Raw genomic sequence first — 18,970 nt, 5'->3', positions numbered from 1 at the left:
ATTATTTAAACTACTATTTTGGTTTAAGAAATCTATAAGGGGTGAACTGTTTGTGGAAAAAATTAAAATAAATGATAAATCTAAATATGTGCCTTTATATAAGGTCCTAACTTTTATATTCGGAATAGTTTTTGTCGTTACAGGTATTAAAGATTTAGAAATATACAAAGTCATTTTAGGACTTTTATTTTTATTTTATTCTACTTATAATAAGGAAATTTATGTATCAAATGAAGGCATTAGCTACAATTATAGTGGAATTTTATTTAAACAAAGAGACTATTTTAGTTTTCAAGATGTTGATGAAATTACTATATTTAAACATAAAGATAATTGTATAATTTATTTCATTAAAGAACCTATGGCTAAAAAGTTGATTGTTCAAGATGAAAATAGTGAAGAGATTATAAAATTAGTTCAAAGTATTCCTAGTGTTACAATAAGTTTTAGGTCTTAAAGGCTTTTATTGAAACAAAGAAATAATAATGTTAAACTGATAATGGGATTAGCACAAATTATTACTTTTATTTCTTACTATTGTAGGCTATATTAGGAGGTAGACATGAAAAGCATCAGAAGTAAAATCATTATTGTAAGCTGTCTTATATGTATTTTCAGTATTCTCTCAGCAACTATTATTAGCTATAAAATACTATCTACAAATATTAAGGAACAAACTCTAGGAAAACTTGAAGAAACTTCAAGAAAATATGCTAGTGAAATAGACGGATGGTTTGCTGTTCAAGGAAAAATATTAAATGAGATTTATAATGAAATAATTTATAATAATGATTTTGACAAAGAAAGATTGATTGCTTATTTCAATTATAAAAATAAGACTAATCCTGATATAAACGAGTACTATATTGCCTTTTCTGATAATATATTTGTTACTGGTAATGGGCTATGGATTCCCAAAAGTGATTATAATTGTATAGAAAAGGAATGGTATAGGAAAGCTGATGAAAGCAATGAGGTTGTAGTTTCATCTCCTTATGTAGATTCAAACTATGGAAATGTTATTGTTACTGTTTCCAAAGCTATAAGGATAAATGGGACCACCATAGGGGTATTGTGTTCTGACATCTCAATTGACCATATTGTAAATATTATTAACGAAGCCAAACCTTCAGAAGAAAGTTATGGATTTTTAATTGATAATAACGGAAGTATTTTGGCTCATCCTAAAAAAGAATATCTTTATTCTAAAGAAAAAGGATTAGTAAATGTCTATGATGCTTATAAAGTTGTAGACATTAATACTGGAGCAGCTAATTTAAAAGAAATAGAAACTGTACTGGATTATGATGGCGTAGAAAAGTACTTTCTATATACTGGTTTAGAATTTATGGGATGGAATGTAGGTTTTTCTGTTCCTGTAAAAGAAGTACTGGAGCCTTTAAAAGAAATTGTCAATAGCTCTATTGTTTTAGCAATTGTATTGACCTTTATATCTGTAGCATTAACCTTTATTTTAGGAAATTCCTTTTCAAAGCCTATAAAGATGGCTACTTATTACATAGAGCAAATGGCTGAGCTAGATATTAGACAAGATATAGATGAGAGAAATTTAAAAAGAAAAGATGAAATAGGAAGAATGTTTAGATCCTTTCAGCTTATTGTAGAAAGTTTGAGGGAATTTCTAGCCAATTTAAGGATTATTTCTGATAAAATATCTACTTTCTCTGGCGAATTAGCTTCTTCTTCTCATAAATCCAGTGTTGATGCAGATAATGTAGCTGAAACATCAGCAAGCGTAGCAGAAATAAGTGATAGTCAGCTAAAGAAAATCACCAAACTCATTGATTCTATTGAAGGGATTTCTGGTAGAATCAATGAATTAATAGGTAATGAGACAATAGAAGATAATCAAGTATTAAGTCAGCTAAAATTAATTGGAATAGAGATTGAGGATTTAATAAAAGAATCAAATAATACGAAGCATATAAAAATATTTGAAGCGGGTCAAATAAAAAATGTTACATCTTTGACAGAAAAGCAAACATTATTAATGGAGCAGATTTCATCAGCCAGTGATTGCCTTGCAGAATTAGGGCAAGAGCTAAATGAATATATAGATAACTTTAAGAGCTAAGCGTTGTATTTATAAATGTTAAAGACCTTTTGTTATGGTAATAAAATCCAAAACAGGGAGTTAATTACTCGATAAAAATTTCGACATTTAGAAGGAATTTTATATTGAATGAAGAATTACTCTAATAAGGAGGGAGACCTTATGTTAATTAATGGGTGGAAAACTCTTATTATTAGATGTAATCATTGTGGAAAATTAGAAGAGTATGACTTTAATATATTTGAGATCATGTCTAATTGCCATACAGAGTTCCAATGTAGCTGTGGTAACAAGGTAGTGACTATTGATACTAAACCTGATAGAACTGGATATTTTAAGCTAACCTGTTTTACATGTGGAGATGAACATCTATACAAATTTCATATGATGGATTTATTTACAAATGATAAAATATATAATTGCTATTATGGTGATGATATATGTTTTATTGGAAATAGAAAAGCCGAAAATAGATTATTATTGGAAGAGTCTGTATCTGTTGAAAAGATATTTAGAGAAAAAAATATAATGAATTACTTTACTGATTTTAAGATTATAGCCACCTCTTTACATAGATTGGGTCAAATGGAGAGAAATGGACTAGTTAGTTGTGAATGTGGTTCTTCTAAAATTGAAATAAAGCTTTTCTTTGATAGAATAGAACTTAAATGTGAACAATGTAATAGTGTAAAGATTATATATGCAGAAACTGAAGAGGATTTAAATGTCCTTATAAATAAAGATAAAATCGTATTAAGAGAGCAAAATATTTCCTGTATAGATTCTATGGGAGAAAAAATGAGAGATTTTAAAAAGAAATAGAGTTAAAAATGTGTAATAATGATATAATAGTATATATTAATAGAAATAGGAGGTATAATATGTTAGTTACTGGTAGAGAATTACTACAGGATGCTCATAAAAATGGATATGCAGTTGGAGCATTCAACGTAAACAATATGGAAATAGTACAAGCTATAATAGAAGCTGCAGAAGAGACTAATTCTCCTGTTATCCTTCAAGCGAGTCAAGGTGGCATTAAATATGCTGGTATAGAGTATATTTCAAATCTAGGTAAAGTTGCTGCTAGAAAAGCAAAGGTACCTGTAGCTATTCACTTAGATCATGGTACAGATTTTGATCAAGTAATGTTATGTATAAGACATGGATTTACTTCTGTTATGATAGATGGTTCTAGATTTCCACTAGAAGAAAATATTGCATATACTAAAAAAGTAATAGAAGTAGCCCATGCTGTTGGAGTTTCAGTAGAAGCTGAATTAGGTAAAATTGGTGGAACAGAAGATCATATTACAGTAGATGAAAAGGATGCTACTTTTACAGATCCACAAGAAGCTTTAAGGTTTGTTAAAGAAACTGATGTAGATTACTTAGCTATAGCTGTTGGAACTGCTCATGGAGTGTATACAGGAGAACCAAAGCTTGACTTTGATAGAATAAAAACTATTAAAGAACTATTAAACATTCCACTTGTACTACACGGTTCTAGTGGAGTTCCAGAAGAAAGTATTAAGAAAGCTGTATCTTTAGGAATCAATAAGATAAATATAGATACAGATATCAGAATGGCATTTGCAGAAGCCGTTAAAGAATTCATAACAAATAACCCAGAAAGCATTGATCCAAGAAAGATATTAGGGCCAGCAAAGGAAGCTATGAAGGAAGTAATTAAGGAAAAACTTCATATCTTTGGTTCTGTAGGGAGAGCTTAAAGGAGGGTTCTAAATGAAACTATTTATAGATACGGCTAATATCGATGAAATAAAAGAAATTAATGAATGGGGAGTTATCTGTGGTGTAACTACTAATCCTAGTTTAATAGCTAAGGAAGGCAGAGACTTTAAAGAAGTTGTAGAAGAAATAACCAGTATTGTTGATGGACCCATTAGTGCAGAAGTTATTTCTTTAGATAAAGATGGTATGCTGAAGGAAGCTAGGGAACTAGTTAAAATCCATCCCAACATAGTTATTAAAATTCCTATGACTAAGGAAGGATTAAAAGCTGTTAGTGTTCTTTCTAAAGAAGGCATAAAGACTAATGTTACTTTGGTTTTTTCACCAAATCAAGCTTTACTTGCTGCAAGAGCAGGAGCCAGTTATGTAAGCCCGTTCGTTGGTAGATTAGATGATATTAGCAATGAAGGGATGCGTATTATTGAGGATATTATTCAAGTATTTAATGTGCATAATATAGATACAGAAATAATAGCTGCCAGCATAAGACATCCAATCCATGCTCTAGATGCTGCAAAAGCAGGAGCTCATATAGCGACAATTCCTTATAAGGTATTTATTCAAATGTTGAGTCATCCATTAACAGATAGTGGTATAGATAAATTTTTAAAGGATTGGAATGTATTACAATCTAAATAGGGAGTGGTGCTATGGATAGAAATTTAGCTTTAAATTTAGCTAGGGTTACGGAGGCTGCAGCTTTAGCCAGTGCAAAATATTTAGGTAGAGGCGATAAAAATGCAGCAGATCAAGCAGCCGTTGATGCTATGAGACGTATGTTTGATACTATAAATATAGATGGAATTGTAGTTATTGGAGAAGGAGAGTTAGATGAAGCACCAATGCTTTATATTGGAGAAGAAATAGGTAAAGCTACTGGAGAAAGTTTAAAAGTAGATATTGCTGTAGATCCATTAGACGGTACTATTTCTGTAGCTAAAGGATTACCTAATGCTATATCTGTTGTAGCTATAGCTCCTAGAGGATGCTTGCTTCATGCTCCAGATACTTATATGAAGAAGATAGCCGTTGGACCTAAAGCTAGAGGATTTGTAGATATTAATGCTTCTGTAGAGGAAAATATCAGAAATGTAGCTAAGGCTTTAGATAAAGATGTTTCTGAAATAACGGTTAATATATTAGATAGGCCAAGACATGATAAGTTAGTAGAAGAAGTTCGTAAAGTAGGAGCACGAATTAAAATGTTCAGTGATGGTGATGTTCTAGCTGCTATATCTACTTGCTTTGATTACACTGGTGTTGATATACTAATGGGTATAGGGGGAGCACCAGAAGGAGTTATTGCAGCAGCAGCTCTTAAATGTATGGAAGGTGAATTTCAAGGTGTTCTTTGTCCAGCTACAGAAGAACAAAAGGAAAGATGTTTAAACATGGGAGCAGACTTGAATAAAGTTTTAACTATGGAAGACTTAGTAAAAGGTAATGAAATAATTTTTGCTGCTACAGGAGTATCCTATGGTGAGCTTTTACAAGGTGTAAAATACTTAGAATACAATAAAGCTTCTACTCATTCATTAGTTATGAGAGCGGAAACGGGAACTATTAGATTCATTGAAGCTATTCATAGACTTGATAAGAAGCCTGAATATGCTAAATAGAGTATGCTGTGCAAATTCTTAATTTTAAATTAAAACTACAAAACTAAAACTTTTCACTTTGCTTACAAGTAATATTATCGTGTTTAAATTTGAGCAAAGTGAAAAGTTTAATCCTCATCAAAAATGAATTTATTCCATCCATGTTTTAATCTTTTTTATTCAAAATCAATAATTAATAAATAATAAATAATTAACAATTGGCATAAGCCAAACGGAGGTGTTTTTGTTTTGACCCAACAAGAATTAGAGGGTAAAAAGATTGGAGAGCTAAGGGAATTAGCCAAGGCTCAAGGTATATCTAGTCCTTATAAATACAAGAAAGATGAACTGATTGATATGATATTGCAAAATTATGCTTCAAAAGAAGAAAAAACAGAAAAAGAAGTAGATGACGAAGAGGAAATGAAGATTGATATTAAAGAAATTGATATGGAAGAATTACCGGAAAAGGTATCTGAAGAATTGGAACAGATGAATGATATTAATGGTGCTGAAGGAATCCTTGAAGTCCACACTGATGGTTATGGATTTTTAAGATGTGAAAACTATTTATCTGGTGATGAAGATATTTATGTTTCTCCTTCTCAAATTAGGCGTTTTAGGTTAAAAACAGGAGATAAAATCTTTGGTATAACGAGACCCCCAAAAGCTGGGGAAAAATATAAAGCCCTTCTTTATGTAAAAAACGTTAATGGATTACATCCAGAAACCTGTATTAGAAGACCTGACTTCGATAGTCTAACCCCCATTTATCCAAAAGAAAGATTAGCACTTGAAACTACATCTAGTGAGCTTTCCACTAGGATGATTGATTTAATTGCACCTATTGGTAAAGGACAGAGAGGAATGATTGTGTCTCCACCAAAGGCAGGTAAAACAAGTTTATTAAAGATGGTAGCTAATTCTATTGCTAAAAATCATCCAGAGGTAGAAATTATAGTTCTTTTAATTGATGAAAGACCAGAAGAAGTAACCGATATGAAAAGATCTGTTAAAGGAGATGTTGTATACTCTACTTTTGATGAACTACCAAAACATCATACAAAAGTGGCAGAAATAGTTCTTGAAAGAGCAAAAAGATTGGTGGAACATGGAAAGGACGTAGTAATTCTTCTTGACAGTATTACTCGTTTAGCTAGAGCCTACAACTTGACTATTCCAGCAACTGGAAGAACTCTTTCTGGAGGATTGGATCCAGGAGCATTACATAAACCAAAAAGATTTTTTGGAGCAGCTAGAAAGTTGGAAGAAGGCGGTAGTCTAACTATTCTTGCTACAGCTTTGGTAGAAACAGGTAGTCGTATGGATGATGTAATATTTGAAGAGTTTAAGGGTACAGGTAATATGGAAATTCATTTAGATAGAAAGCTATCTGAGAAGAGGATATTCCCTGCTATAGATATAAATAGATCGGGAACTAGAAGAGAAGAATTGCTGCTTACTCAAAAAGAATTAGAAACTATCTGGGCTATTAGAAAAGCCTTGAGTAACGCATCCACTCAAGATGTAACAGAAACTTTAATAGAGAATCTAGTGCAGACTAAGAACAATGATCAATTTATAGAAGAGATGAGAAATAAAATCTGGTTTTAGTTGAAAAGGAAAATAATTTGTGCTATAATTTAGTGGTTGAAATATGTAAATATTTTATTACTATATACTTAGCAACTAAAGAGAGGTGAAAGTTATGAAGAAGGATATTCATCCAAATTATCAAGAAGCTACAGTATACTGTGCGTGTGGAAATACATTTAAAACTGGCTCAACAAAAGATGAACTAAGAGTTGAAATTTGCTCAGAATGCCATCCATTCTTTACAGGACGTCAAAAATTTGTTGAACGTGGTGGACGTGTTGAAAAATTCAAGAAGAAATACGGTATGGATTAATTTCTTCAAAAAAAGATAGGTTAGTTGCCAAAGCATCTAACCTTTATTTTTTAAGAAAATAAAATAGAAGGGGGGAAATCCTTAGATTTCCATTAATATGAATCCTATTTATTGTTTTAATGGAAATAAAAAAATGGGAGGATCTTATGAAGATAAAAGAGTTAAATAGAGCTCCAAAGCATATAACCAATATTGGAGGTCAGGCTTTAATTGAAGGAGTAATGATGCGTGGTCCAAAACATGTGGCCATAGCTGTAAGAAAGCCTGATAAGGAAATAGAATTAAAAAGAGAAGAATTGAATACTTTAGGAATGAAGTATAAATTTTTTAGACTTCCATTTATAAGAGGAGTAGTGGGATTAGTAGAAGCTATGATAATTGGTACAAGATCCCTAATGTATTCAGCAGAATTTTTTGAAGAAGAAGAGGTTGAATCTAAAAAGGAATCTGTAACAGAAAAAGTATTTAAAGATAAAGCAGAAAATGTACAAATGTTCCTAACCTTACTAACATCCTTTGCCTTAGCCATAGGACTATTCATGTTATTACCTACCTTTTTAACCAACTTCTTTAAAAATAGAATAGAAAGTTCCTTGGGTTTAAACCTTTTAGAAGGTTTAGTTAGGATAATCATATTTTTAATTTATATTGTAGGAGTATCTAAGCTAGATGATATTGAGAGAGTATTCCAGTATCATGGAGCAGAGCATAAAACTATTCATTGCTATGAAAATCAAGAAAAATTAACAGTAGAAAACGTAAAAAAATACCCTATACTTCATCCAAGATGTGGTACCAGCTTTTTATTCATGGTTATGATAATAAGTATATTGGTTCTATCATTTTTTGGATGGCCAAATCCTTTACAGAGGTTTTTAGTTAGAATTCTTATGTTTCCTGTAATAGCAGGTATATCTTATGAAGTGAACAGACTTATAGGTAAAAGCAATTCTAAGCTGGCATATATCCTGTCTTATCCAGGACTTATGATTCAAAAAATGGCTACAACTAAGGAACCAGATGGAGAACAAATAGAAGTAGCAATAAAGGCCTTGGAAGCAGTTCTTACAGAAAATAAGGATGAAGATTTATGGAAATAAATAAGCTTTTAGAGAAAGGTGTAGATTTAATTAAAGATAGAGAATTTGGAAATCCTGTATTAGAAGCTATCTTGATTTTATCCAATCTTTTAAATGTGGATAAAACTTATATTTATACCCATGGTAAGGATGAAGTTTCACAAGAAGTTGAGGATAAATATTTAAAACTTATGAATAAAAGAGCATCAGGCTATCCAGTTCAATATATATTGAAAGAAAGAGAGTTCATGGGACTAGACTTTTACATAGAAGAAGGAGTTCTAGTCCCTAGACCAGATACGGAAATCTTAGTAGAATATATTATAGAATATATTAAAGAAGAATATGGAAAAAAGAAAATAAATATATTGGATTTAGGAATTGGCAGCGGTGCAATTTCCTTAAGTTTAGCTTATTATTGTAGAAATGCAGAAGTCTATGGAATAGATATAGGTGATATTCCTTTAAAGGTAGCAAATATTAATAAGGAAAAATTTAATCTTAATAACGTAAACTTTTATAAAGGAGATCTCTTTAAAGCTATAAAAGGGTTAAGTTTAGAAGAAAAGTTTCATATAATTGTATCTAATCCTCCTTATATACCGAGAGAAGAAATAGATAAGCTTCAGGATGAAGTAAAAGACTTTGAACCTAGGCTAGCCTTAGATGGAGGAGAAGATGGACTAGACTTTTATAGAAGGATTACTCCTAAGAGTAAAACCTATCTAATAAAAGGCGGGCTTTTAATATATGAAATAGGGTATGATCAAGGAAAAGCTGTTAGAGACATTTTAACTAAAGAAGGATTTCAAAGAGTTTCTATATTAAAAGATTTACAGGGATTGGATAGAGCTATTTTTGGTATTAAATGATAAAAGGAGATGTGCTTTAATGGAAATATTGTTTAAACTATTTATAACATTTTTTAAAATAGGTGCATTTACTTTTGGTGGGGGATATGCCATGCTTCCTTTAATTCAAAGGGAAGTGGTAGAAAGAAATGAATGGCTTACAGCGGAAGAATTTATAGACATATTAGCTATAGCAGAAGTAACACCAGGACCTGTAGCTATTAATACAAGTACTTATGTTGGATATAAGATGGCAGGTTTTAAAGGAGCTATATTTTGTACTTTGGGAACTGTTCTTCCTTCTTTTACAATTATACTGTTGATTGCTAAATATTTCTGGGAATATAGACAAAATGCTGTGGTAGAAAAAATATTTTTAGGAATAAGACCAGCAGTAGCTGCTTTAATATTTTCAGCAGTATATAAACTAGGAAAGAATATGGAACTTAATATTTTTAAAGTGATAGGAGCTTTATTTACTGTGTTGGCTATAGTGGTATTTGATATAAGCCCAATAATCATAATTGTTGCAGCTGCCTTAGGTTCTATTGGATATTTTAAAAATAAGGAGAAAGATATATGAATCTACTTAAACTTTTTATATCATTTTTAAAAATTGGAGCTTTTAGTTTCGGTGGCGGATATGCCATGCTTCCACTGATAAAAAAAGAGATAATAGAAGTTCATGGGTGGATGACGACAAAAGAATTTATAGATATACTAGCTGTGGTAGAAATGACACCAGGACCAATTGCCATAAATTCAGCTACTTTTTTAGGCCATGAAGTAGCAGGAATTTTAGGCTCTATAGTAGCTACGATAGCTGTAGTTTTGCCCTCCATCGTTATAATACTTTTTATAGCACACTTTTTATCAAAATTCAAAAGTTCTCCTTATGTAGATTGGGCATTTAAAGGAATAAGACCAGTAGTGTTAGGCCTTATTATATCTGCTAGTATAACTGTATCTAAAGACGCTTTTATAGATTTTAAAGGCTTTATACTGGGGACAGTATTGTTTTACTTAATTTCTTTTAAAAAATTGCATCCTATTTTGGCTATTATTATTGCTGGGGTAACAGGGACAATAATTTATTAAGACTATAATCATAATAAATTTAGAATGTGGAAAAATAATTCTTTACAAGACTTATTGAATATGCTATCCTCATTTTTGTGAATTGGATTTTTTTAATGGAATCATGTTATAATATATGTAAATAAGCTAATTATAAATTAATAATATATATGTAATGTTGGAAAGGAGGCGAGAAAATGTTAGATAAATTAGCATTTCTTGAGAATAAGTATAAAGAGCTAAGTGAAAAAATAATTGATCCAGAAGTAATTAGCAATATGGATGAATGGACTAAGTTAATGAAGGAAAATGCAGAAATAGAGCCTATAGTAATGAAATATAGGGAATATATTAAAGCTACAGAAAGTCTTTCAGAGGATAAGGAGATGCTGAAAGAAAAATTAGATGATGAAATGAAAGAACTAGTGAAAGAAGAAATAAAAGAATTAGAAGAAACTGTAGCAAAATTAGAAGAAGAACTCAGAATACTCCTTATACCTAAAGACCCTAATGACCACAAGAATGTAATTGTAGAAATAAGAGGTGGTGCTGGGGGTGACGAGGCAGCTTTATTTGCAGGAACTCTATTTAGAATGTATTCCATGTATGCAGAAAGACAAGGCTGGAAAATAGAAATAATGAGTTCCAATGAAATTGGGATTGGTGGATTTAAAGAAATAATATTTATGATTAAAGGTAAAGGCGCTTATAGTAGATTAAAATATGAATCTGGAGTTCATAGAGTACAAAGAGTTCCAACTACAGAATCTAGTGGTAGAATACACACTTCTACTTCTACTGTAGCAGTACTTCCTGAAGCAGAAGATATAGATATTGAAATTAATCCCAATGAAATTAGGGTAGATGTATTCCGTTCATCAGGTAATGGTGGTCAATCTGTTAACACCACTGATTCTGCTGTTAGAATCACTCATATTCCTACAGGAATAGTAATATCATGTCAAGATGAAAAGAGTCAGCTTAAGAATAGAGATAAGGCTATGAAAATCTTAAAGACTAGACTTTACGACAAAATGATTTCAGAACAAACAGCAGAAATAGCTCAAGAAAGGAAAGGTCAAGTAGGTACTGGAGATAGATCTGAAAGAATTAGAACTTACAATTTCCCGCAAGGTAGAGTTACAGATCATAGAATTAATATGACCTTATATAAACTTGAGGCTTTCTTAGATGGAGATATAGACGAAATGATCGATGGATTAATTACCACAGATCAAGCTGAAAAATTACAACATGTAGGCTAAAGATATAGGATTGTACCTATTATAAATCCTGTTATAACGCCTAAAGTAGAGACCCTTCCTTTGTGAAGGGTTTTTCCTGTTGGTATTATTTCATCACAGATTATATAAAGCATTGTTCCTCCAGCCAAAGCTAAACATAAAGAAATAATATTGTTAGAGATAGAACCTAAATAAGCACCTAAAAATGCTCCTACTCCCGTAGGAATTCCTGCCAATATAGTATAAAGGACTACCTCCTTATTAGAAAACTTATTTAATCTCAAAGGTATTGCCATGGAAATGCCTTCAGGTATATTATGAAGAAGCATGGCTAAAGCCAAAACCATTCCAAAATTTGATGTAGCTAAAAAACTAGAACCTAAAGCTAATCCTTCTGGGAAATTATGTACTCCAATACTTAAACCTAAAATTATACTAGTTCTTAAATAAGGTCTACAGCTAATATTTTGTATATACTTTTCTATTGTAATAACTATTAGCATTCCTAAGATTATTCCTAGTAGTACTGTAAATATATTTCCTAATAAAAAGGATTCTGGTAATAAGTGAAAGGTTACAATAAACATCATAAATCCACCTGTTAAACCTAATAAAAAGCTTAATACTCTATTAGATTTCTTAATGAAAAGGCTTATAACTCCACCTATTCCAGTTCCTAATACACCAACCATCAATCCTATAAAAGCAATAATATATACGTGTCTCATATTCTCACCCCTTATAATTTATGAATATTCATTTTTTAAATAAATAAGAACCTTTCTCTTGTTTACAAAAATTCTTTTTTAAAATTTGACTTAATAATATATAATATATAGGAAGAAGGTCAAAGAAAATGAGGGAGATTTATGGAAACAAGAATTGTAAAGGTAAACAAAGAAAATATAGAAAGAGATTTAATTTTAAAGGCAGCAAATATTATAGAAGAAGGTAAACTAGTTGCTTTTCCTACAGAAACTGTTTATGGTTTAGGTGCCAATGGATTAGATGAAGAAGCAGTAAGAAAAATATTTTTAGCTAAAGGAAGACCTCAAGACAATCCTTTAATACTTCATGTCTATTCTATAGACCAAGTAAAAGAATTGGTAGAATACATACCTAATATAGCGGTAAAATGTATGGAGAAATTTTGGCCTGGACCTTTAACTATATTATTTAAAAAGAGTCAGCTTGTTCCCGATATAATTACAGCAGGTTTAGATACTGTAGCCATAAGAATGCCAAATCATCTCATAGCATTAGAATTAATTGAATTATCAGGAGTGCCTATAGCTGCACCAAGTGCTAACTTATCGGGAAAACCCAGTCCAACATTAGCTTCCCATGTAATAGAAGATTTAATGGGAAAAATAGATATGATAATTGATGGTGGGAGTACTGGTGTAGGTCTTGAATCAACAGTATTAGATTTATCAGGAGATATTCCTATGATACTAAGACCCGGAGGAGTAACCTTGGAGGACTTAAAGGAAGTAATCCCTCATATTACTCAAGATATTACTATAATAAAAGAAGATGAAAATATTATACCTAAATCTCCAGGACAAAAATATAGGCATTATGCACCTAGGGCTGAAATGTTTCTTTTTAGTGGATGTGTAGATAATATTGTGGAGAAAATAAATGAATATGCCAATAAATATGAGGATGAAGGAAAAAAAGTGGGCATAATGGCTACAGAAGAAACTAAAAGTTTTTATAAAAGTGGTATAGTCAAAGTAGTTGGTAGTAGAGAAAACAAAGAAACTATTGCACATAATTTATTTAATACTATAAGACTATTTGATGAAGAAAATGTAGATATTATATTGGCAGAAGGAATTGACTTATCTAATATAGGAACTGCTATTATGAACAGAATGATGAAGGCTGCCGGAGGAAAGGTAAGGAAGGTATAAAGGAGAGAAGATGATGAATGTACTATTTGTTTGTACGGGGAATACCTGTAGAAGTCCTATGGCTGAGGGTATTTTAAGAGATATGGCAGAGAAAAAAGGAATGGAAATAACGGTTAAATCTGCAGGGGTTTTTGCCTATGATGGAGAAAAAGCATCTAGAGAAGCTATAGAGGTAATGGAATATAGTGGTATAGATATTTCTAATCATAGGGCTAGTTTAGTTCATAAAAAACTTATGGAAGAAGCAGACTTAATAATAACCATGTCTTATAGCCATAAAGATGTTCTTATAAGAAAATTTCCCTTTGCCAAAGAAAAAATTTTTACTTTAAAAGAATATGCTTATGGAGTAGATGGAGATGTAATAGATCCATTTGGCAGAGGTATAGCAGCTTATAGCAGGACTAAAAATGAACTTACTGATAGTATAAATCAACTTATTGTTAAATTAAATGATTAGGAGGGCATTTAGATGAAAATCGGAATAGGTAGTGACCACGCTGGATATGAATTAAAGGAATATATTAAAGATTATCTAAAAGAAGAAGGTATTGAATACGTAGATTATGGTACAAATACTATAGATTCAGTTGACTATCCTGATTATGCAAAAAAGGTAGCAGAAGCAGTAGCGACTAAAGAAATTGAAAAAGCCATTGTGATCTGTGGCACAGGTATAGGTATATCTATAGCATGTAATAAAGTTAAAGGAATTAGATGTGCTTTATGTAGCGATACCTATTCTGCTAGAATGAGTATGGAACATAATAATGCTAATATTTTAGCCTTGGGAGGAAGAGTTATAGGCAGAGATTTAGCCATGGAGATAGTATCTGTTTGGCTTAAGTCAAAATTTCAAGGTGGAAAACATGAAAGAAGAATAAATAAAATTAGTGATATTGAAGGCTAAATTATGATATAATCGTATAGGTTTTAAATAGGAAAATAGAAAAGAACAGGAAAGGAGTTTTTTATATGGGTAATGTTGTAATTTTGGATCATCCACTTATTAAACATAAACTTACTTTTATTAGAGATAAGAATACAGGGTCTAAGGATTTTAGGGAGCTAGTTAAGGAAGTTTCTATGCTAATGGCTTATGAAGTAACTAGGAATCTTCCTTTAGAGGAAATTGAAATAGAAACTCCTATTACAAAGATGAAATCTCAAGTAATTTCTGGTAAAAAGGTAGGATTGGTGCCTATACTAAGAGCAGGTTTAGGAATGGTAGATGGAATGTTAAATCTTATACCAGCTGCAAAGGTAGGACATATAGGACTTTATAGGGATCCAGAAACTTTAAAGCCAGTAGAATACTACTGTAAATTGCCTCAAGATATAGAGGAAAGGGAATTAATAGTCTTAGATCCAATGTTGGCAACGGGAGGATCAGCTGTAGCAGCTATTCAATTTTTAAAGGAAAGAGGAGCTACTTCTATTAAATTGGTTTGCCTAATTGCTGCACCAGAAGGAATAGAAGAAGTTGAAAAATCCCATCCAGACGTAGATATTTATGTAGCAGGTGTAGATGAAAAGTTAAACGATCATGCATATATAATTCCTGGTTTAGGAGATGCAGGAGATAGATTGTTCGGAACAAAATAAGTAATAAAAAGTGAGTAATTAAATCTAGATTTAATTACTCATTTTTTATTAAAAGTTTTTATATAAAAATATTGAATAAGACTTTATTATTTTTGAAAACTATGTTAATATATTAACATAGTTTATAAGTTTACATAATTTATTATATTGTTTTCCCATGAAATTCATATATATGATATTAATTGACTTATTATCTATTCTAATATAAAATTTTAACTAGAAACCTAGAATGAAGGAGAGATAAGGGACATGGAAAACTTTATAATACCGTTTTTTGAAGCAGTTATTATATCATTAATTATGACACCTATTGTAAGGAAGTTGGCATTTAAAGTTGGAGCCATAGATATTCCAAAGGATGATAGACGAGTACATAATAAACCGATGCCTCTAATGGGAGGTGTAGCTATATATATTGCCATTGTAGTTTCAGCATTAACTTTACTACCAATAGATAAGAGTTTAATTTCTATTATTATTGGAGGAACTATAATTCTTATATCAGGAATTATCGATGATCTAAAAGGCTTAAGTCCAAAGATGAAAATTGTATTTCAGTTATCAGCAGGCTTAGTCCTTATATTAGGAGATGTAAAGGTAGATTTTATAACCAATCCTTTTTCCAGTGAAAGCGCCTTACTTTATTTAAAATGGTTATCTATACCTATTACATTATTTTGGGTAGTAGGAATAACGAATACTTTAAATTTAATCGACGGATTAGATGGATTAGCTGCAGGTGTGGCAATGATTTCTAGTTTATCTTTAATGCTTGTAGCTAGTAAATTTGGATATGGTAATATTATAATTTTATCTGCCATTGTAGCTGGTAGTTGTTTAGGATTCTTACCTTATAATTTTAATCCAGCTAAAATATTTATGGGAGACACAGGAGCTTTATTCTTAGGTTTCATGCTAGCAGCTATCTCCATAGAAGGTGTAATGAAAAGTGTTGCTACCATAGCTATTATAGTTCCTATACTGATTTTAGGGGTACCCATTTTTGATACTACTTTTGCTATATTTAGAAGATTGCTTAATGGTCAGTCTATAATGTCTGCAGACAAAGGTCACTTACATCATAGATTGCTTAATAGAGGATATTCACAGAGAAAAACAGTATTAACTCTTTATGGAATAAGTGGTATATTTGGTTTGTTTGCTGTATTAGTAGCAAAATATAATAGTAAGCAGGCAGTATATTTGTCAGTAGTTTTATTTTTTATAACTGTTGTTGTTGCAATTAAAATGGGGTTATTTGGATCTAAGAAGAAATAAAAGGAGAGATTAACCATTGAAAAAATTAAAAGTCATGACGGTTTTTGGAACTAGGCCTGAAGGAGTTAAGATGGCTCCAATAGTTAAAGAAATGGAAAGAAGAGAAGAAATTGAAAGTATAATATGTATTACTGCTCAACATAGAGAAATGCTTGATCAAGTTCTTAATCTTTTTGAAATTGAGCCTGATTATGATTTAAATATATTTAAACATGGACAAACTTTAACAGAGATTACTACTAAGGCTTTAGAAGGCTTAGAAAAGGTTATAATTGATGAAAAACCAGATGTTTTATTGGTTCAAGGAGATACTACTACAGTTTTTGCAGGAGCTTTAGCTGCTTTTTATCAAAGGGTAAAAATTGGACATGTGGAAGCAGGATTACGTAGTGGAAATCTTTATTCACCTTATCCTGAAGAAGCTAATAGAAAACTAACTGGAATTTTAACAGATTATCATTTTGCTCCTACAGAAAAAAACAGACAAAATTTATTAAAAGAAGATTATCCAGAAGAAAAAATATTTATAACAGGAAATACAGTAATAGATGCTTTAAAATATGCTGTAAAGGAAGATTATACCTTTGACATACCTCTATTAAATAAGCTAGATTATAAGGAGAAGAAGGTAATTTTACTGACTTCCCATAGAAGAGAAAACTTAGGACAACCTATGGAAAATATTTTTACTGCTATTAGAGATATAGTGGTAAAGCATGAGGATGTAGAGGTAGTTTTTCCAATTCATTTAAATCCAAAGGTAAGGGATATAGCTAATAGGATTTTAAGTGGTAATAAAAGAATACATTTATTAGATCCTTTGGATTATGAACCTTTTACAAATCTTATGGCAAAAGCTTATATAGTAGTTACTGATTCTGGAGGACTGCAAGAAGAAGCACCAAGTTTAGGAAAGCCAGTACTTGTAGTTCGAGAAGAAACGGAAAGACCAGAAGGAATAGAAGCTGGAACAGCTGAATTAGTAGGTACAAGTTATAATAAGATATTTGATGAATTAGATCTTTTATTATCTAATAGAGATGAATATAATAAAATGGCAAATGCAGTAAATCCTTATGGTGATGGTAAAGCTTCAGAGAGGATAGTAGATATTATTCTTGAAAATTGGAACCTTTAAATTAGAGGTGATAAATTGAAGAAGAAAGCCAAAGAAGAACTAGAATTTCAGTTAAGAGAACTAAAAGACAGTTTAGATATGCTTGAGGATATACTTAATTATGCTTACGAAGGTTATGTATTGGTAGATAACCAAGGAAAAATAGTTAAGATGAATTATGAAAAGTTAATGGGAATAAAAGAAGAAGATGCCCTTGGAAAGCCTGTAGAAGGGGTTATTGAAAACACTAGAATGCATATTGTAGTTAAGACAGGAGTTAAAGAATTAAGAGATGTTCAAAGAATCCAAGGTCATGACATGATTACTAACCGTATTCCTATAGTTAAAAATGGTAGGATAATAGGTGGAGTAGGTACTGTTTTATTTAAGGATGTTAGTGAAGTCAAGGAATTAGCTCATCAACTTTTGGATTTGCAAAGCAAGATTAATAAATACAGAGGAGAAATTGAGAGGATTCAAGGAACCAGGTATTCCTTTGATAGTATTATTACTCGTAATGGTAAGATGGAATATTTAAAAAAGGTAGGCAGGAAGGCAGCTGAATCTAATTCTACTGTGCTTATTACTGGTGAAAGTGGAACAGGTAAGGAGATGTTTGCTCATGCCATTCATAAAGCTAGTTATAGAAAAGCAGAAGCCTTTATTCCTATTAACTGTGCTGCTATTCCCAGAGATTTATTAGAATCAGAATTATTTGGCTATGAAGGTGGAGCTTTTACTGGAGCCAGAAAAGAAGGAAAGCCGGGAAAATTTGAATTGGCTACAGGTGGCACTATTTTTTTAGACGAAATTGGAACTATGCCTATGGAAATGCAGGCAAAGCTTTTAAGAGTTTTAGAAGCTAAAGAATTTGAAAGAATTGGTGGAAATAAAAAAATTGATTTAGATGCTAGAGTGATTGCTGCCACTAATGAAAATATTGAAGAAGAAATAAGAAAAGGCAAGTTTAGAGAAGATTTATATTACAGGTTAAATGTTATAACTATAGATATTCCACCTTTAAGAGATAGACCAGAAGATATTTCCCTGTTAGCAGAAAATCTCTTAGAATATTTAATTAAAGAAATGAGAACAGAAGAAAAAGAGTTATCACCAGAAACTATTAAGATTCTTAGAAGATATAGTTGGCCAGGTAATGTTAGAGAACTAAGGAATGTTTTAGAAAGAGCCATTAACCTTTCTTCAAAAACCCTTATTCTACCTGAACATTTGCCAGAAAGGGTTCTTAATAGAATTAATTATAATTTAGGTAATAAAGAGGAAGTTGAACCTTTAAAGGATATAATTAGAGAGGCAGAAAAAGAAGCTATAAGAAAGGCTTTGATTCTTACTAATGGAAATAAATCCTTGGCAGCGGAAAAGCTAGGAATTCATAGGACTGCCTTATATAAGAAGATGGAAAAATATGAAATGGAAGATTATTATTAATTGTGTATAATAAAG

At 31.2% G+C, this 18,970-nt stretch carries 21 protein-coding genes; 20 read left to right on the top strand and 1 reads right to left on the bottom strand.

From position 1 onward, the window contains the following. The first annotated feature begins 52 nt into the window (after positions 1-52). From KQI42_RS01985 to prfA, 13 genes are all read left to right on the top strand, one after another. Positions 53-457: a hypothetical protein gene (locus KQI42_RS01985; RefSeq protein ID WP_216516192.1), complete on the top strand. Its 405-nt coding sequence runs from the start codon at positions 53-55 to the stop codon at positions 455-457. 105 nt (positions 458-562) lie between these two features. Then, a complete protein-coding gene (locus KQI42_RS01980) occupies positions 563-2,095 on the top strand; it encodes a PDC sensor domain-containing protein (RefSeq protein ID WP_216516191.1) in 1,533 nt (510 codons plus the stop codon). A 141-nt stretch (positions 2,096-2,236) separates the two neighbouring features. Further along, on the top strand, positions 2,237-2,896 hold the full coding sequence (locus KQI42_RS01975; protein WP_216516190.1) for a hypothetical protein: 660 nt from the start codon (positions 2,237-2,239) through the stop codon (positions 2,894-2,896). A gap of 59 nt (positions 2,897-2,955) precedes the next feature. Next, positions 2,956-3,807: a class II fructose-1,6-bisphosphate aldolase gene (locus tag KQI42_RS01970; protein ID WP_216516189.1), complete on the top strand. Its 852-nt coding sequence runs from the start codon at positions 2,956-2,958 to the stop codon at positions 3,805-3,807. Between the two features lie 13 nt (positions 3,808-3,820). After that, on the top strand, positions 3,821-4,468 hold the full coding sequence (fsa, locus tag KQI42_RS01965; protein WP_216516188.1) for a fructose-6-phosphate aldolase: 648 nt from the start codon (positions 3,821-3,823) through the stop codon (positions 4,466-4,468). An 11-nt stretch (positions 4,469-4,479) separates the two neighbouring features. Then, positions 4,480-5,448 carry a class II fructose-bisphosphatase gene (glpX, locus tag KQI42_RS01960; protein WP_216516187.1) on the top strand — a complete coding sequence of 323 codons (969 nt, stop codon included), beginning with the start codon at positions 4,480-4,482 and terminating at the stop codon, positions 5,446-5,448. A gap of 228 nt (positions 5,449-5,676) precedes the next feature. Then, a complete protein-coding gene (gene rho / locus KQI42_RS01955) occupies positions 5,677-7,041 on the top strand; it encodes a transcription termination factor Rho (RefSeq protein WP_216516186.1) in 1,365 nt (454 codons plus the stop codon). Positions 7,042-7,135: 94 nt separating this feature from the next. Next, a complete protein-coding gene (gene rpmE / locus KQI42_RS01950; protein ID WP_216516185.1) occupies positions 7,136-7,336 on the top strand; it encodes a 50S ribosomal protein L31 in 201 nt (66 codons plus the stop codon). Positions 7,337-7,482: 146 nt separating this feature from the next. After that, positions 7,483-8,436 (top strand): DUF1385 domain-containing protein, encoded by a 954-nt coding sequence (locus KQI42_RS01945; RefSeq protein ID WP_216516183.1) that lies wholly within the window; start codon positions 7,483-7,485, stop codon positions 8,434-8,436. Further along, a complete protein-coding gene (gene prmC, locus KQI42_RS01940; protein ID WP_216516181.1) occupies positions 8,427-9,287 on the top strand; it encodes a peptide chain release factor N(5)-glutamine methyltransferase in 861 nt (286 codons plus the stop codon). The genes KQI42_RS01945 and prmC overlap by 10 nt, the downstream gene beginning before the upstream one ends. A gap of 19 nt (positions 9,288-9,306) precedes the next feature. Next, the gene (locus KQI42_RS01935; RefSeq protein WP_216516179.1) at positions 9,307-9,849 is read left to right on the top strand and encodes a chromate transporter; all 543 of its coding nucleotides are present in this window, start codon (positions 9,307-9,309) and stop codon (positions 9,847-9,849) included. Next, on the top strand, positions 9,846-10,364 hold the full coding sequence (locus tag KQI42_RS01930; protein WP_216516177.1) for a chromate transporter: 519 nt from the start codon (positions 9,846-9,848) through the stop codon (positions 10,362-10,364). Before KQI42_RS01935 ends, KQI42_RS01930 begins: the two co-directional genes overlap by 4 nt. 176 nt (positions 10,365-10,540) lie before the next feature. Continuing rightward, on the top strand, positions 10,541-11,608 hold the full coding sequence (prfA, locus tag KQI42_RS01925) for a peptide chain release factor 1 (protein ID WP_216516175.1): 1,068 nt from the start codon (positions 10,541-10,543) through the stop codon (positions 11,606-11,608). On the opposite strand, the gene KQI42_RS01920 is transcribed toward prfA, so the two are convergent. Then, positions 11,605-12,315, bottom strand: coding sequence for a ZIP family metal transporter (locus tag KQI42_RS01920; RefSeq protein WP_216516173.1), 711 nt, complete (start codon positions 12,313-12,315; stop codon positions 11,605-11,607). The genes prfA and KQI42_RS01920 overlap by 4 nt on opposite strands. 141 nt (positions 12,316-12,456) lie before the next feature. Here KQI42_RS01920 and KQI42_RS01915 point away from each other — a divergent pair, with 141 nt between their 5' ends. From KQI42_RS01915 to KQI42_RS01885, 7 genes are all read left to right on the top strand, one after another. Continuing rightward, positions 12,457-13,506, top strand: a complete 1,050-nt coding sequence (locus tag KQI42_RS01915; protein WP_216516171.1) for an L-threonylcarbamoyladenylate synthase — start codon at positions 12,457-12,459, stop codon at positions 13,504-13,506. Between the two features lie 13 nt (positions 13,507-13,519). Beyond that, on the top strand, positions 13,520-13,966 hold the full coding sequence (locus tag KQI42_RS01910) for a low molecular weight protein arginine phosphatase (RefSeq protein ID WP_216516169.1): 447 nt from the start codon (positions 13,520-13,522) through the stop codon (positions 13,964-13,966). A 12-nt stretch (positions 13,967-13,978) separates the two neighbouring features. Then, positions 13,979-14,416 carry a ribose 5-phosphate isomerase B gene (gene rpiB, locus KQI42_RS01905; RefSeq protein ID WP_216516167.1) on the top strand — a complete coding sequence of 146 codons (438 nt, stop codon included), beginning with the start codon at positions 13,979-13,981 and terminating at the stop codon, positions 14,414-14,416. A 65-nt stretch (positions 14,417-14,481) separates the two neighbouring features. Beyond that, the gene (gene upp / locus KQI42_RS01900) at positions 14,482-15,111 is read left to right on the top strand and encodes a uracil phosphoribosyltransferase (RefSeq protein WP_216516165.1); all 630 of its coding nucleotides are present in this window, start codon (positions 14,482-14,484) and stop codon (positions 15,109-15,111) included. 249 nt (positions 15,112-15,360) lie between these two features. Next, complete coding sequence (locus tag KQI42_RS01895; protein WP_216516163.1) at positions 15,361-16,389, top strand: glycosyltransferase family 4 protein; 1,029 nt, start codon at positions 15,361-15,363, stop codon at positions 16,387-16,389. 34 nt (positions 16,390-16,423) lie between these two features. Further along, a complete protein-coding gene (gene wecB, locus KQI42_RS01890; RefSeq protein WP_216516396.1) occupies positions 16,424-17,527 on the top strand; it encodes a non-hydrolyzing UDP-N-acetylglucosamine 2-epimerase in 1,104 nt (367 codons plus the stop codon). 15 nt (positions 17,528-17,542) lie between these two features. Then, on the top strand, positions 17,543-18,955 hold the full coding sequence (locus tag KQI42_RS01885; protein ID WP_246565997.1) for a sigma-54 interaction domain-containing protein: 1,413 nt from the start codon (positions 17,543-17,545) through the stop codon (positions 18,953-18,955). The last annotated feature ends 15 nt before the right edge of the window (positions 18,956-18,970 follow it).

It is taken from the genome of Tissierella simiarum (genome assembly GCF_018917865.1).
GTDB classification, from domain to species: domain Bacteria; phylum Bacillota; class Clostridia; order Tissierellales; family Tissierellaceae; genus Tissierella_C; species Tissierella_C simiarum.
Note: the sequence above shows the minus strand (reverse complement) of the source record. Positions and strands in the feature narration are given on the sequence as shown.